This window comes from Pseudomonas sp. W2I6, from assembly GCF_030815935.1.
Taxonomy (GTDB): Bacteria; Pseudomonadota; Gammaproteobacteria; order Pseudomonadales; family Pseudomonadaceae; genus Aquipseudomonas.
This window is the reverse complement of sequence record NZ_JAUSXJ010000001.1, coordinates 2,816,057-2,831,197: the sequence shown is the minus strand read 5'-3', so window position 1 is coordinate 2,831,197 and position 15,141 is coordinate 2,816,057. Positions and strand designations below refer to the sequence as shown.

14 protein-coding genes and 1 pseudogene are annotated in these 15,141 nt (G+C 57.7%); 9 read left to right on the top strand and 6 right to left on the bottom strand.

All coding sequences use genetic code 11. From position 1 onward, the window contains the following. The first annotated feature begins 11 nt into the window (after positions 1 to 11). A complete protein-coding gene (locus QF039_RS13350) occupies positions 12 to 197 on the top strand; it encodes a hypothetical protein (RefSeq protein ID WP_102369127.1) in 186 nt (61 codons plus the stop codon). A gap of 621 nt (positions 198 to 818) precedes the next feature. Here the strand turns inward: QF039_RS13350 and QF039_RS13345 are convergent. From QF039_RS13345 to QF039_RS13335, 3 genes and pseudogenes are all read right to left on the bottom strand, one after another. Then, a pseudogene (locus QF039_RS13345) lies at positions 819 to 1,214 on the bottom strand (type II toxin-antitoxin system RelE/ParE family toxin). 2 nt (positions 1,215 to 1,216) lie between these two features. Beyond that, positions 1,217 to 1,507, bottom strand: a complete 291-nt coding sequence (locus tag QF039_RS13340) for a type II toxin-antitoxin system ParD family antitoxin (protein ID WP_307522969.1) — start codon at positions 1,505 to 1,507, stop codon at positions 1,217 to 1,219. 2,160 nt (positions 1,508 to 3,667) lie between these two features. Then, entirely contained in the window at positions 3,668 to 3,970 is a 303-nt protein-coding gene (locus QF039_RS13335) for a DUF6555 family protein (RefSeq protein ID WP_307518755.1), read from the bottom strand. A 778-nt stretch (positions 3,971 to 4,748) separates the two neighbouring features. On the opposite strand from QF039_RS13335, the gene QF039_RS13330 reads away from it, so the two are divergent. Together QF039_RS13330 and QF039_RS13325 are read left to right on the top strand one after the other, a co-directional pair. Then, a complete protein-coding gene (locus QF039_RS13330; RefSeq protein ID WP_307518753.1) occupies positions 4,749 to 5,432 on the top strand; it encodes an SOS response-associated peptidase family protein in 684 nt (227 codons plus the stop codon). 44 nt (positions 5,433 to 5,476) lie between these two features. Then, positions 5,477 to 5,686 (top strand): hypothetical protein, encoded by a 210-nt coding sequence (locus tag QF039_RS13325; RefSeq protein WP_307518751.1) that lies wholly within the window; start codon positions 5,477 to 5,479, stop codon positions 5,684 to 5,686. Between the two features lie 191 nt (positions 5,687 to 5,877). On the opposite strand, the gene QF039_RS13320 is transcribed toward QF039_RS13325, so the two are convergent. Together QF039_RS13320 and QF039_RS13315 are read right to left on the bottom strand one after the other, a co-directional pair. Next, positions 5,878 to 6,429 carry a DUF4142 domain-containing protein gene (locus QF039_RS13320; RefSeq protein WP_307518749.1) on the bottom strand — a complete coding sequence of 184 codons (552 nt, stop codon included), beginning with the start codon at positions 6,427 to 6,429 and terminating at the stop codon, positions 5,878 to 5,880. A 33-nt stretch (positions 6,430 to 6,462) separates the two neighbouring features. Beyond that, a complete protein-coding gene (locus QF039_RS13315) occupies positions 6,463 to 6,828 on the bottom strand; it encodes a hypothetical protein (RefSeq protein ID WP_307518746.1) in 366 nt (121 codons plus the stop codon). 71 nt (positions 6,829 to 6,899) lie between these two features. On the opposite strand from QF039_RS13315, the gene QF039_RS13310 reads away from it, so the two are divergent. Together QF039_RS13310 and QF039_RS13305 are read left to right on the top strand one after the other, a co-directional pair. After that, positions 6,900 to 7,142, top strand: a complete 243-nt coding sequence (locus QF039_RS13310; RefSeq protein ID WP_307518744.1) for a hypothetical protein — start codon at positions 6,900 to 6,902, stop codon at positions 7,140 to 7,142. Positions 7,143 to 7,300: 158 nt separating this feature from the next. Continuing rightward, positions 7,301 to 8,230, top strand: coding sequence for a ZIP family metal transporter (locus QF039_RS13305; RefSeq protein ID WP_307518741.1), 930 nt, complete (start codon positions 7,301 to 7,303; stop codon positions 8,228 to 8,230). 186 nt (positions 8,231 to 8,416) lie between these two features. Here the strand turns inward: QF039_RS13305 and galE are convergent, their stop codons facing one another. After that, the gene (galE, locus tag QF039_RS13300; RefSeq protein WP_307518739.1) at positions 8,417 to 9,442 is read right to left on the bottom strand and encodes a UDP-glucose 4-epimerase GalE; all 1,026 of its coding nucleotides are present in this window, start codon (positions 9,440 to 9,442) and stop codon (positions 8,417 to 8,419) included. A gap of 307 nt (positions 9,443 to 9,749) precedes the next feature. Here galE and QF039_RS13295 point away from each other — a divergent pair, with 307 nt between their 5' ends. From QF039_RS13295 to QF039_RS13280, 4 genes are read left to right on the top strand one after another with little or no spacing between them, the layout of a single operon-like run. Then, a complete protein-coding gene (locus QF039_RS13295) occupies positions 9,750 to 10,916 on the top strand; it encodes a glycosyltransferase family 1 protein (RefSeq protein ID WP_307518737.1) in 1,167 nt (388 codons plus the stop codon). Further along, on the top strand, positions 10,904 to 12,097 hold the full coding sequence (glf, locus tag QF039_RS13290; protein WP_307518735.1) for a UDP-galactopyranose mutase: 1,194 nt from the start codon (positions 10,904 to 10,906) through the stop codon (positions 12,095 to 12,097). Before QF039_RS13295 ends, glf begins: the two co-directional genes overlap by 13 nt. After that, positions 12,094 to 13,296 carry a beta-glucosidase gene (locus QF039_RS13285; RefSeq protein WP_307518732.1) on the top strand — a complete coding sequence of 401 codons (1,203 nt, stop codon included), beginning with the start codon at positions 12,094 to 12,096 and terminating at the stop codon, positions 13,294 to 13,296. Before glf ends, QF039_RS13285 begins: the two co-directional genes overlap by 4 nt. Further along, positions 13,293 to 15,053: an ABC transporter ATP-binding protein gene (locus tag QF039_RS13280; RefSeq protein ID WP_307518730.1), complete on the top strand. Its 1,761-nt coding sequence runs from the start codon at positions 13,293 to 13,295 to the stop codon at positions 15,051 to 15,053. The genes QF039_RS13285 and QF039_RS13280 overlap by 4 nt, the downstream gene beginning before the upstream one ends. The last annotated feature ends 88 nt before the right edge of the window (positions 15,054 to 15,141 follow it).

Genomic DNA, 15,141 nt, shown 5'->3' with positions numbered 1-15,141 from the left:
GGTGAGATGAAATGAAGCAACTCCTTATCTGGACGCTTTTCGGGATGATCGTGTCTGTGCCAATGGCGGTGCAGGCATCGGACGGGGCTGAGGCGCTGGCACGCTGGCAACAGCAATTCAAACAAGAGCAAAAAAAGCTCGCTGAGCACCGGGCGGCTGGCCGCGATTCAAGGCCCAAGGCAGATCCCCAGCGATGAGCCGGTTCCCGGTCGATTGCAATCTATTCGGAGCGAAGTGACGAGTTCGGTGTGATGCCCGGCAGTGCTGTTGCTTTATAGGCTGTCCGGGTCGCCGAAGAACATTTTGACTTGGCTCTAGAGCGGTAGTTACAGCCTGAAAAAACTAAATTGTGCCCCCAGTTTTGCCCCCATTCGCAGCGGGTGCGCGAGCGATCGCGAATGGCGATTTCTGACGCGGGCTTGGGTGGCCGTGGCTGGTATTCAATGCACCCTCGTATACCGGATGACCAACCCGCATCAGGCAAATCCTTGGTGGTTCGATGAATCGATAGCCTTAAGCGGAATTGTCTGGGCTGTCTTTCAGCACCTGTCCTGAAATTGGCATCGCCAGGTACTATGCTCTGCGCAATGTTGCAATGGCGCTGGTCATCAGGAGGATCGATCCGCGTGTTCATCGGCGGTTGGGGCGAATGCCGTCGTCTAGATACGCAATCGGCGTCAAAAGTGCGAGGCAAAGTTGAGTATCGTGTTTATGCTCGTGGATCTCGATAGTGCACTCGGGCCTAGAACCTTATGCTTCAATTGGCCGTCGAGTCGGCTAGTCGCGTGGAATTGAGGTTGAGATCTAGAGGGAGCGTCTCACCTTCGTTGTTCCTGGCCAGTTATGCCTGTGGTCTGGATCGCTGACCGGTCATCAGGCAAGTGCAACTGCACTTCCATGGCGTCATGGAGGAGTCGGACAACCTCGATCAGGTCGTCGTTTGCCATACGATAGAACACGATATGGCGTGGGCTACCGTCCCATGGGGGGCTGGCCCGCTGGCGTGCCTAGGTGAGGTGATAACTGCGAAGGCTCGGTGCAAGCTCACCGCGGTCGTAGCTGCCACTGGGATAACGCGTGCAGGCAAGAGCTTGACGCCGTGAGGATCAGCGCCTGGTAGCGCTGGCGTGCTCGATCGCCGGACTGCGTCTGGGAGAGCCTGAGGATGTCGACAATGTCGGCGCGCGCCGCGTTGGAATCCGATACCGCGGCATGCTCAGTGTTTCTCGCTCGCGAGGGGGGTCGCCTCCAGGCTCAAGCCCTCGAGGTAGTGCTCCAGATTTCCTTCGTTCAGTTCAGTGAAGCGCCCGTGTTCAATATCCATGAGGCCGATCTGGGTTGCCTGACGCAGGGCCTCAAGTTTGGCGGTGTCTTCGGCGACGCGCTGCTCCAATAGGCGCAAACCTTCTCGCATCACTTCGCTGGCATTCTGATAACGGCCGGACTGCACCAGGTCTTGGATAATCTGTTCCTGGTTAGGGGTGAGCACAACGTTTCGCGTAGCCATAATGAGCATCAGCTTTCGGTAAAAAGTTTCTTCCGGCCGTTGGCATATTATGCCATTTTGTTGTGAACACATTGTTTGAGATTTAATCTGACGGACTGTGTCATACGGGGCATTCTTTGCGTTGAACCGCGTAAATGCGTGGTCAGCCAGGAAACGGCGATAGCCACGCATTATGGGAAGGAAAATGATTAACGCAGCGAGGCGCAAAAGGTACGGATCGCCTCGCACGCCCGGCTCAATGAAACGTCATCCAAGGCGTAGGCGATAGAAAAGGAACGGCGTTGTTTGGTCATCTGACACCTCGATCTGGCGAGCATTCTCGCGTAAACGGGTGTCCGGTTCATTAGACCACAACAGATGAGCGCAAGGTTTTCTGTCCCAATTTTCCCGCGCAGTAATTTCGGCGATGGAGGGCACGGATGGACATAGTGGGCGGCTCGTCAGGGAGTCTTAAGCTTTTGCTGCGGGGGTAGCTGATGCGGCTACACTACGGCATTGAGGCGAATCATGACGGGGTGCCGGGCATCTTTCATTGATTTTCTGGTCGCTGGTCCGGGTTGTCTGGACCACATACATGCTGCTCATTTTGAGGGTCGACACCCAGCGAGAACGCCGCATCATGCTTTTACGGCACTGCGCCCATTTCTGGCCGAGGCTGTGTAAAGACATTTTTGAACAGCAGCTGCGAACGAAAACCGTCCGGACATTGCGGCCCTACGCAAACTGCAGAACCGTTGACTGAGCCAGCGCTTGCAGATCTTCCATTGCCGCGCAGACATCCAAATGACGGACGCGTTTTGACACACTATTGATAGATTTCTATGGGGGAAACAGAGGGGACCGTCTGGGTGACTTTCCTGATTCGCCTTGAGCATCGGCTAGAGGACCGTCTCGAGAACACCATCTCTTCGAGAGTTTATCGGACTAGCCTTAATGTTGGATCTCCATGGCACCTGCACCGGTTGATGTTGACTATCGTGAACTGATCAGATTCCGAACTCGTCACGTCGACTGAAAGCGCGTTAGTAGCGGTAATTGAACACGAGATTTGACAGTTCGGTAGGCGGCTGGCGAGGACCGTTTCGATTTCCAGTTTGCTTAGGGTGTCCATGCCTGTCCGTCCAATTCAAATGCGTGAATGTAGGTCCTCAGGACAGGGTGCAATGTGGCCTATAGCTCCTTGAATGCCACTCCCGCCTAGTTAAGCGAATCGATAAAACGGAGGACAGGAGCGCCCCGGCGGTATCTGAGTACTTGCTGTACTGCCACACGACAGAAATCAAATCAAGTCGAATCATTTCACGTAGCCCGAACAGAATTTCATTCTGATCGCCAATCAGACTCGTTGAATCGACACTGATGTCGGCATATAACTGGCTCGGAAGCGCGCGTATCAGTAACACTCCGGCACGCTGACGGCTGGCGAGCGGGCTACGTAACAAAGGACAGAAACAACGAGCCTGGCGCTGGTTCGGGCAAGCATGATTCAGATCAGAAATTAGTGGCGCTTATTCTTATGCTCTTGTTTGTTGTTGCCCTTGTGTTTTTTGCCGTCGGAACGATGGTCGCTATCCTTCACCGCCAAATTACGAAATCGCAAACCTTAATCTTAAAAGAGAAAATCGGGGTTTGTGGTTTTGGCCTCCGAAAAATAGCCCCATGGGACCACCATGGGACTGGCGCCCTGCTTTGGTGCGAAAAGCGCAACTGCAGAGCCACGTGAAATTCGCTATTGCGTGTGACCGCGCTAGGCAAAGTGGCCTCACTTTGTATGATGACCGGACTGCTAATGTTAGCTGGCTAACTAATATGATTAATAGTGGCAATTGAACAGCAAGTAAGCGCTTGTTTGAATTTTCATTAATTTTTGATTGAACAAATGCGGTTTACGATCGACGCTATATGTCATATCATAATCAGGGATGAGCCACTATGTTCGATATTCATGCCAATCACAGGTGCGTTAAATGCAATGCACCGTTCGAGCCAGTCGAACACGAAGCGACCTAAATGGTTCAGTCTGCGTCTGAACGGCGTTGTCCAAAGTGCCGACAGAAGTATTCAGCCCAGCTTATGAAGGATGCACTTAGCTACAACGTTGAAAGGTTATGCACCTTGGTCGATAACCGGAAAGATAGAGTCTCCAATAGCTAATAGCCATCACTCTTTGCACGGGTCGGGTTCCATCTCGCTCATTTCGGGTGGGGGCGGTACATAGGGCTGTGCGATAAAGGGGATGCTGCCTGATGGACGCCACCTCACGTTTGTAAGGCCGTAGCGCTCACCCATCGGCTTGCTGATTCGTTTTATTTTCTCTTTCCGAAACCTGGGGATGATTCCTATCCCTACGTCGCACGCTGCCCAGTGCCAAGCTTCCGCGTTGTTCATGAACTCCGCTCTTATGATGAAAGATTTAGGTACGTCATGGATTTCGTATTCGATGATATATAAAGAATTTTTCATATCGCTTCTCCCTGAACTTTTTTGTTACTTCTTCAGAAAGAAGGTTCAGAATTTTTGAGTTGTACAAGCTAGTTTGAGCTGTACAACTACCGTCTCGCTTGTTATTTGCCGTTCGTCGACATCGACAAATAAAAACCAAACTGACTCTGGTTCCTTTGGCTCTCAATACTGAGCCTGTTCGCTCAATCAGTCTCAAGGTATTACTCCTGTTTTGCCCGCATTAAGTGCGGGTTTTTTTTAGGCTTTTATATGATGACTGAATCGTATGAGGTTAACGGCGGGTATCCATCAAGCCAATGCTCCCATCCCTATATCGGAAAGGGCTACTACCTGGGGTTGAGCCCTGATGTCTACGTATGCATGCGCTGCGGAGAACAGCGTAGGCCCGAAGACTGGGAAGCGTTTCGAACGCCGGCGCATGCCCCCTGCGGGATTACTCAACCTATCGGACGCAACGGAATCCCGCGGCTAACGACGCGAAGTATTTCTGATATCGACGCTTATGTTCAAAAGGCTCCACATAGAGCAGACCTGCGGGCCTTTTTTGCGGTCTTGGAAGCCACACGACTCAAGCAATTGATCGATGGTTTTCGAACTTAGATCAGCTCGGCTTCAAGTTACTGCAGGTGGCTCGGGACGGCTAAGCACCGCTGATCGGCTTGCGCCGTGCGCCGATCGAACTGGGAGGAATTGACTTGGCTCGAACCCTATAAGCCACTTAAAAATAGCGGCATCGGGTCTCCAGCGCGCCGCGCGCCTTAACTGCCAGGTACTTGAAATGTGTGAACTCATCGCTCAACTGTCCGCCCCCGACCTCTACCTTCAATGCTTTCTAGAGGGCGCTTCCATCGATCAAAACGAAGCTGAAGCAGACACACAGGCGCAGCGCTTGCTCCCCGATCTGCGCGACCATAACCACATTATCCGACCGAATCATCTCGTCACAGCCTTGGTTAAAAAAGGCGAACAACTGCAGAGCGCCCAGGTGCGCTGGGGATGGTCGCCGTTCTGGAGCATGGGCATCCGTCCGCCGTTGACGCATTTGCCGCTTGAGATCGTAATGCGATCCAAGGTCTTCGCACGCATGCGTGACGGTGGGCGAGCGTTGGTGGCCGCAGACGGTTGGTTCGATTTCGCGCAGGACGCCGACGTATCGCAACTCGCCAGCCCTCGCTTCACTTACGTACGCCCACGCACTGCGGGGCCAGTTTACCTGGCAGCGCTGGCGCAAATCAGCGACTCGGCCAATGGCTGCAACGGCCTCGTATTGGTGACCCGTGGTGGTGGCGGTACAGCGGGGCCGTTGCAACTGCTCGTGCTCGACAGTGAGCGTGCATCGCGTTGGCTGGACCCGGGGTTGGATTGGCAACAGGCGCTGGCGCTGGCGTCAGACAGCCTTGGTGATCCACAGGCATTCGAGCAAATCAGTGTGCGCCAGCGTGCGCTTCCCCAGCATCGCTGAGCTCGGGTTGCGTAGTTGCATAACGACGGGTGTGGAGAAAAAGCATGAACATTCCAGAGCATTTCGAATTTCATTATGTAGAAAACAACGTCAAGAAAAGCGTGACGCTGTTGACGAGCATGTTGTTCAAACATCACCGATGCTGCTCTGGGCGTGAACCAGCGTGCAGCTCGGGAAAGACAGGCCGTCTGGAGTCGCAACAGCGACTCGAAGTGTTTGCCGAAGCGGCTAATCACACGACAGATTGCAGGTAAATAAAACCTAACCCATTTCCCGTGGAAGCTGCCCACGCTCCAGCGTGGCAGCGATAGTGGTGCATCAGGCTAGCGATAGGCTGGCATGACCGCCGCGTTCGCAGCCTCGCTGGCGCGCGACGCCTCCCACAGGTGTTCGGCGTCGAAGCGTTAAGCTGCGACTCACCCAACTGATCGGCTACTGAACGTGCTTATCTCTTATGCAGCTGCTCATTGTCCAGGCGGTCTAAAGCGCCGGCGGAAGGTTTGAGCTTGGCCTGAAGGCGTTGGGCCGATTCCTGCTGTTTGAGCAGGTCAGGCAGCGCTCCCTCAGCAAACGTTTTGAGCTGAGGGTTCTGTGACGACATCGCCTCCTTTTTGAACAGGAACACATGCTTTTTCAGAATTTGCACCTGGTCATCCATGTAGTGGCGATCAAACGCCGCGTCCTCTGATTGCAGGTGGATACGCTTGGCCTTACCGACCAGCGAAGGTTCGGTGGGAACCGCCATGCGTTCTTGCTTGGCCACCGCTTCGAGCCGGCTGTAGAGCGTAGCACTCTGACTGAGCGCCTGGTTTGCAAACGCTTTGACATCAACCTGCTGGCTTTTGCCCAGGGCAATTTTCGCGCTTTCATTCTGGAAAATGCAGTGTTGGGCCGCTTCTTCCACGAAGGCATCCAGCGTGACCGCGTAGCTGATGGACGAAACGCTTTGAATGCTCAAGCACAGGGCCAACAAGCATCTTTTTGGCAGTGAATTCATCGTGAGCTCCTTGCAGCGAATGGATGGCAGTCCTCAGGGTTGTTGATAATGCCCGGGGGCGCCGCTGTTATCATCGTGCCGGGTGCGTTTTTGCACCTGAACGTCACTCAGGGCAGCCTCCTTGAGTTCTGGAAATTGCTGTTTAAGCAGCGCCTGCGCCTCGTCCGGCAGGAGGGTGTCATGTGCATGTTCCAGCGTGCGGCTTTGCGGCTGGTTATCGAGGATGAAACTGACGAGGTAGTGTTTTTTATCAAACATGAGCGTGTCCTCTTTAACTGTACTGGGGGGCTTACGCGTCGAGTTAATGCGTGCCTGTGCAGATGACGTTGATGCACAGCCGATGTTCCAGCGAATGTGCTCAGTGGTCATGCCTGCCAGACCAGCTGGTTGGGCCGCCATGTAAACCCTGCTGAACTTGGTAAATACGCAAGCACTCTGAAGCTCATGGACGCCCCTGAAGGAATACGACCATGAGCCGCCGCTCGACCGAGCAAATAGAAACGATCTTCCAGCAGTTGGACACGCTGCGAACCGCCGTCAGTGCGCTTCAATGTATCGAGGAGCGTCACCCCGGTTCTCTGCGGGGAGGCCAGACAGTGGACGACGCAGGTGCACGGGACTTGTCCTTCAAACGGCTCAACGAGGCTATAACGGATATGCAGGAAGTGCTGATAACACTTGCCGAAGCAGCGGGGGACATTGCCAAGCTCTGATGTCGTGCAGCTGTTCAGCGCGTCAAGCGGCTGCCGCTCGTCGTGCCGGCCGCAAATTTTTCAAATTTCGCCACGTCTCACCCTTCAGATAGCTGTGCGAGCCGCGTAAATAAAGCGCGCCTTGTCCAACTCATGGATCCTACTGACAGGATAGGTTGATGTCCGATTCTTTATCGTCAACACCTACACCGCCGCGCAGCTGGCTGCGGCGTGTATCGAACCAAGGGTGGTCGGCCGTCGTGTTCTGGCTGGTCATCGCAGTACTGACTGTGCTGCTGCTGGCCACCGGCTACAGTGCAATTGTCGGGTCAAGCCAGACAACTCTGCGCTACGCAGTGCTCGGCGGGCTCAGCGGCTTTGCAGCGACGGCCGCTGGCGCCATGGTCGCGGTTGTCCTGCGTGATATCTCCACGCGTACACAGGACACCCTGTTGGGATTCGCCGCGGGAATGATGCTGGCCGCGAGCTCGTTTTCGCTGATCCTGCCGGGTATCGAAGCCGCCCAGGAAATCAGCGGCAACAAGTTGCTCGCCGCGTGCATCGTCGTCGCCGGCTTGGGCCTGGGCGTCGCGCTGATGATCGGCCTGGATCGCTATGTACCCCATGAGCACGCGGAGATAGGCCGTAAGGGACCGCTCACCGCACGCTTCAATCGGGTGTGGCTGTTTGTCCTGGCGATCACCTTGCATAACCTGCCCGAAGGCATGGCGATCGGTGTGAGCTTCGCCCGCGGCGACCTGTCGGTGGGCATGCCGCTGACCACGGCTATCGCTATCCAAGACATACCCGAAGGGCTGGCGGTGGCGTTGGCGTTACGGGTTATCGGGGTGCCTGCCTTGAAGGCCCTGTTGATCGCGATCGGGTCGGGGTTGATGGAACCATTGGGGGCGGTTATCGGCCTGGGAATATCGAGTGGATTTGTCTTGGGCTATCCCATCGCGCTCGGCCTTGCTGCCGGTGCGATGCTGTTTGTGGTCTCGCATGAGGTCATCCCCGAGACCCACCGCAATGGGCACGAAACCCCGGCCACGCTGGGCTTGATGCTTGGGTTTGCGGTGATGATGTTCCTCGATACCGCCCTGGGTTGAGTGCCTGAGCGGGTGGGTGACGCCATTCGTCGCAACGAATGAAAGAAAAATAAACCGTCAGCCTTGTTTCAACTTCTTAATACGGAGTCTGTTCACTCACGCAGTCTCTCAGTAACAATTCCTGTTTTGCCCGTACTGTGTGCGGGCTTTTTTTTGTTTTTTTCGCGGCTCCAGCGCGAGAGGACGTCAGTTAGCCTTGCGAACCTCGTCGCGTTTATGCTGGTTGCACTGCCAGCGCCATGCATCGGCAAGCATTTTCTCCAGCCCGTGACGGGCTTGCCAGCCGAGCTCTTCGATGGACTTTTGCGGGTCGGCCCAGCAGCAGGCGATATCGCCAGGGCGCCGCGCTTCGACGTTCAGCGGGATCGGGATGCCGGACACTTTCTCGAACGCCTTGACCACGTCCAGTACCGAATAGCCACGCCCCGTGCCCAGATTCCACAGGCTCACGCCGCGCCGATCCCGCAGTGCGTCGAGCGCGCGGATATGCCCCAACGCCAGGTCCTCGACATGGATGTAATCGCGAACGCCGGTGCCGTCCGGGGTAGGGTAGTCGTTGCCGAACACCGCCAATGCGCGGCGCTCGCCAAGGGCTACCTGAAGCAGATACGGCAGTAGATTGTTCGGGGTGCTGGTCGGCGCCTCGCCCAGCAAACCTGAAGCATGGGCACCAATCGGGTTGAAGTAGCGCAGCAAGCCTATCGACCAACGCGGGTCGGAGCTGGCCACGCTTTTCATCACGTTTTCACACATCAACTTCGACATGCCGTACGGGTTGGTAGGCTGCCCGGTGGCGCACGACTCGTTGATCGGCATGCAGGTGCAGTCGCCGTACACGGTGGCCGATGAGCTGAACACCAGCCGGAATATTCCCGCCTGCGCCATGGCTTGGCAGAGCACCACACTGCCGCCGACATTGGTGTTGTAGTAGCGCAGCGGCTCGCGCACGCTTTCACCCACGGCTTTCAACCCGGCGCAATGCACGACGGCATCGATAGGGTAGTCGCGCAATACCGAGTCGAGCAGACGCCGGTTTCGAACATCACCAAAAATGAAGCCCGGCCGCTTGCCGGCCAACACGCTTATTCGGTCGATTGCCGAGCGCTGGCTGTTGCACAAGTTATCCAGGATCAAAACCTCTTCGCCTCGAACCATACACTCCAGTGCGACATGCGCACCGATGTATCCCGTACCGCCTGTAATCAAGATCATGCGCTTGCCCTCACTCGTTCCGGCACCTGGACGCCGTTTCCCTGGTTTCGTCAGCGCCGTCGTGGCGGCTGACTCTTCAAGGTAGGGGGCGCTTTTTACGAGGAGTTCAAACCTGTCGACCGACCGGTATGTGCATTTCATCGGCTCTGCCCGACCTTCTTTTGAACGCCCGATGATTGCCATGCTTCCAACCATCAAGAGCCATACGGCCCAACCAGGGGTCGCTGTGTACTTGCTGGATCGACACGTTATGGCCGGGTGGCTCGGAGTACGGGCCGTCATCTTCTCGCTTGATAAGGACGTTGATATGAACCTTGCAGAACAGCCCGAACAGTTTTCGGTGAGTGGGCAAAGCCTGGTTGAAGCCCCTAGCCACACCCGTCCCACCTTGGTGTGCCTGTCGCATTTGCGTTGGGGGTTTGTCTACCAGCGACCACAACATGTGATGTCGCGCCTGGCGAAAGACTACAACGTGATTTTTTTTGAAGAGCCGGTTTTGTCCGATGGCGATTCGTCCTGGCTTGAAATCTCGCGCCCGTCCGCGGGGATTCAGGTCGCGGTTGCGCACCTGCCAGAGGGCTTGAGTGCCGAAGCGATGGTCCAAGCGCAGCGAAGCCTGCTGGACGAGCATCTTGCACAGGTGCTGCAGGGTGATCTGCTGCTCTGGTACTTCACGCCCATGAGCCTGGCGTTCACCGATCACCTGGAGGCGCAGGTCACCGTGTTCGACTGCATGGATGAGTTGTCTGCGTTCATGGGGGCGCCGGCACAACTGGTCGAGAGAGAGCGGTTGCTCATGGCCAAGGCCGATGTGGTCTTCACCGGTGGCGTGAGTCTTTGGGAGGTCAAACAACAACGGCACAGCAATGCGCACCCGGTGCCGAGCAGTGTCGACATCGCGCATTTTGCCCAGGCACGTGGAGCCCTGGCAGACCCTGCAGAGCAGGCGGCAATAGCGCGCCCACGCCTGGGCTTTTTCGGCGTGATTGATGAGCGCTTCGATATCGAACTGGTTGATCAGATGGCGGCGTTGCGCGGCGACTGGCAGATCGTGCTGATCGGGCCGGTGGTCAAGATTGACCCGCAAACGCTGCCGCGCCGACCCAACATCCATTATCTCGGTGCCCGGCAATACGCCGACTTGCCGGCCTACCTCAGCGGCTGGGACGTGGCCCTGATGCCTTTCGCGCTCAATGCGTCGACACGGTTTATCAGCCCCACCAAAACACCGGAGTACCTGGCGGGCGGTTGTCCCGTGGTGTCCACCCCGATTCACGATGTCATCAGTGGCTACGGCCAGAGCGGTGCCGTATTTATCGCTGACACGGCCCAGGCCTTCGTAGCCGCTGTCGAAAACGCGCTGAACCTCAAAGGCTCGCCCGACTTCCTGGCCCGGGCCGATGCGGCCCTCGAAGGCAAGTCCTGGGACGCCACCTGCCGTTTCATGAAGGAGCAGATCGAATGCCTGAGATAAGCCTTGAGACCGCCAGATCCGGCCCGACCTGCCAACCCGAGCGCAGAGTCTACGACTACTTGATCGTCGGTGCCGGGTTTGCCGGCAGCGTCATGGCAGAGCGGCTTGCCGAAGGCTTGGGCCGAAACGTGCTGTTGATCGATCGACGCGAACATATCGCCGGCAATGCATACGATCACTACGATGCAGCCGGGGTACTGGTGCACCGCTACGGGCCCCACATTTTCCATACCAATGCCCAGCGCATCGTCGACTACTTGTCGCGTTTCACTCAGTGGCGACCGTATGAGCATCGGGTGCTGGCGAAGGTGGACGAGCAGTTGGTGCCGATTCCCATCAATCTCACGACCCTCAACACACTGTACGGTCTGTCGATGTCGACCGAGGAAGCCGAAGTGTTCCTGGCCGAGCGCGCCGAACCGGTTGCTACGCTGCGCACTTCTGAAGACGTGGTCGTGAATCAGATCGGCCGCACGTTGTATGAGAAGTTCTTTCGCGGCTACACCCGCAAGCAGTGGGGCCTGGACCCCTCGGAGCTGGACAAGTCGGTGACCTCGCGCATCCCGACCCGCACCAACAGCGATGACCGTTATTTCACCGACACCTTCCAGGTGATGCCCCGTGATGGCTATACGCGGATGTTCGAAAAAATGCTCGATCACCCTCGCATCGATCTGCTGCTGAACACCGACTTCAAGGACGTGCGCAACACGGTGCAATTCAAGCACGTCATCTACTGCGGCCCGATCGATGAGTATTTCGATTTCCAACTTGGCCGCCTGCCGTATCGCTCGTTGTGCTTCGAACACGAGACGCTCGAGCAGGAACGCTATCAGCCGGTGGCGGTGGTCAATTATCCCGACCCGGACGTGCCTTATACCCGCATCACCGAATACAAACACCTCACCGGTCAAACGCATGCTTTTACCAGCATCAGCCGTGAGTTCCCGTGTGACGAGGGCGACCCGTATTACCCGGTACCTCGACCTGAAAACGGCGAGTTGTACAAGCGCTACAAAGCACTCGCACAGCAGACGCCCGATGTGACTTTCCTCGGGCGGTTGGGTACCTATAAGTATTACAACATGGACCAGGTGGTCGGCCAGGCATTGGCGCTCTACCGCGATATTGAAGCGGCGAGCAGCGAGTTCGCGGTGGAAGCGGGGCTCGATGCCTCATGACCGTCCAGCCGCAGGATAGCCCACTCAACCCTTTTGAGCGTGGCCATGCCACGCTCTTCAACAGCTTCGTGATGGCGGGCTACGAATGTTCCAGCCATCGCCGCAACGACGGCCGGCGCTTGGATTTGCTGGCTGACACCGGGCACGCGCGCTGGGCGCAGAGGGATTACCGGCAACTGGCAGGCCTGAATGTAGGCTGCGCCCGCGACGGCCTGCGCTGGCACCTGATCGAACGCAGCCCGGGACGTTATGACTGGAGCAGCGTTCTTGGAATGCTCAGGGCCGCGCGCGATCAGCAGGTGCAAGTGATATGGGACCTGTGTCACTACGGCTATCCGGATGGCCTGGACATCTGGCAACCGGCGTTTGTCGAGCGCTTCGCGCGGTTCGCTGGCGCGGTGGCCAGGTTGATGACGGAAGAAGGGATCAGTGTTCCGTTCTACTCGCCGGTCAACGAAATATCGTTCTGGAGCTGGGCCGGCGGCGACGCCGGTTATTTCAACCCGAGCGCCCGTGGACGTGGGCAAGAGCTCAAACATCAGTTGGTGCGCGCAAGCATCGCCGCCATCGAGGCAATTCGTGAGCATGCGCCCGCCGCGCGTTTCGTGCAGTGCGACCCTTTGATTCATGTGGTGCCGGCCTCGCAGCGCAGCGAGGACATTGAAGACGCCGAACGCTACCGCCTGGCCCAGTTCGAAGCCCTGGATTTGCTCACCGGGCGTCAGTGGCCAGGCCTGGGAGGGCAGGCGCACTACCTGGATATCATCGGCGCCAATTTCTACCCGCACAACCAGTGGTATTTCCACGGCGGGCGCATAGCGCGGGGCGAGCCTGATTATCGCCCGCTGGCCGGTATGCTCAAAGAATTGCACCAACGCTATCAGCGGCCGCTGCTGATCTCCGAAACCGGTGCCGAAGACCAGGAACGTGTGCCTTGGCTGAACTATGTGCTGGAACAGGCATTGCTGGCGCTCGAACGTGGGGTACCCGTGCAAGGCCTCTGTTGGTATCCCTTTCTGGATTACCCCGGCTGGGATGACGGACGTTATTGCCCCACCGGCGTCTTCGGCTATCCGGACGGAGAGGGCGAGCGCGCAGCCTTTCACCCGTTGCATCAGCAGCTCAAAGCGGTGCCTGAGCGTTTGCGGGCACGTTTTGCCGAACCTGAGGGGCGGCAAACGCAGAGGCAATCCCCATGATTTTCCAGCACCTGCGCGAGGAGCCTTTACCGGCGACACCCAGCCGTTTTTTCTGGCGTTACGTCAGGGTACGTCCGGTGCATTTTGGCGCCATGTTTTCGCTGGTGATCGGCGCGGCCTGTTGTGCCGTGGCGGTGCAGTACGGCATGAAGCTGCTGGTGGATGCCATGGCGGGCGACTCGCAGGCGGACCAGGTGTGGCATGCGTTCAGCCTGTTCATAGGGTTGATCGTACTGGAGAACGTATTGTGGCGACTGGGCGGTTGGGTCGGCTGCTACACCGTGGTCGGCAGTTGCGCCGACCTGCGCGTTGACCTGTTCCACCACCTGACCGGGCACCCGATGCGCTATTTCAACCGGCACTTCGCCGGTGCGCTGGCCAATCGCGTGTCCGCGGCAGCGGCGGCGGCCAACACCGTGTACGGCGGCCTGGCCTGGCGCATCGTTCCGCCGTGTGTGGATTTTCTGGGCGCCGTGGTGGTGCTGTTTGCCGTACGCAGCTCCATGGCGCTGGCATTGATCGTGTGTGTATTGGTGGTGGCTGCGTTGATCACGGTGGTCGGCGTGCGTGGCAGAAACCGGCACATCGCCTTTGCCTCGCAATCTGCGCGAGTCGGCGGCGAGATCGTCGACCTGGTCTCGAACGTGTGGACGATCAAGGCGTTTGCCGGACGCGAGCGCGAGCGCACGAGGCTGGAGCGTGAGATAGGCATCGAGGCCGGTGCCCATCGGCGCAGTTGGATCTACCTGGAGAAGGCGCGGGTGCTGCACGACCTGTGCCTGTCGATCATGGCCGGCTCGATGCTGGGCTGGGCCATCCTGCTGTGGCGTGAGGGTCAGGTGACGGCAGGCGATGTGGTGATGGTCAGCGCGTTGACGTTTCGGATTTTGCATGGCTCGCGTGATCTGGCTCTCGCGCTGGTGGAAGCCAGCCAGCAGATGGGCGTCATTGCCGAAACACTGAGCATCATCGCCCAGCCCCATGAACTGAGCGATACGCCTGAGGAGCTGGCGCCGACTCGGGGCAGCATCGAAATGCGCAATGTCAGCTATGCCCATCCCGGTGGACGACAGGTATTCAAATACTTTGATCTGCAGATCCCGGCCGGCCAGAGTGTCGGGATTGCTGGCACCTCGGGCTCGGGGAAATCCACGCTGCTCAGCCTGCTGCAGCGCTTGGATGATGTGCAGGGCGGCGCAATCCTGATTGATGAGCGTGACATCCGCTCGGTCAGCCAGGACAGCCTGCGGCGGCAAATCGCCGTGGTGCCCCAAGAGCCGGCTTTGTTCAATCGCAGCATTTTGGAAAACATCGGTTACGGCCAACCGCACGCCACTGAGCAACAAATCATGGAGGCGGCCCGCCAAGCCTTCTGCGATGAGTTCATACAGGCGCTGCCCACCGGTTATCAGACCCTGGTGGGTGAGCGCGGGGTGACGCTGTCCGGCGGTCAGCGACAACGCCTGGGGCTGGCACGAGCCTTTCTGAAAAACGCACCCATTCTGATCCTGGACGAGGCGACGTCGGCACTCGATTCGGATTCCGAGGCCATCATCCAACGCGCGTTGATGAACCTGATGCGCGGCAGAACCGTGCTGGCGGTGGCCCACCGGCTCTCGACCATTGCCAGCTTCGACCGGGTGCTGGTGCTGGAGCAGGGCGATGTGGTGCAAGACGGACCCCCCGATGAACTGCGCAAGCGTCCTGGACGTTTTCGCATGCTGTGGCAGATGCAGGGCATGATTTACGAGCGCTGAGGGCTGTGGTGATGGCGGGTGTTCGCACCCATTGCACCGTTGATCTACCTGCGCCGTTTGCCGAACGAACTGCGGCGAACTGGCCCGG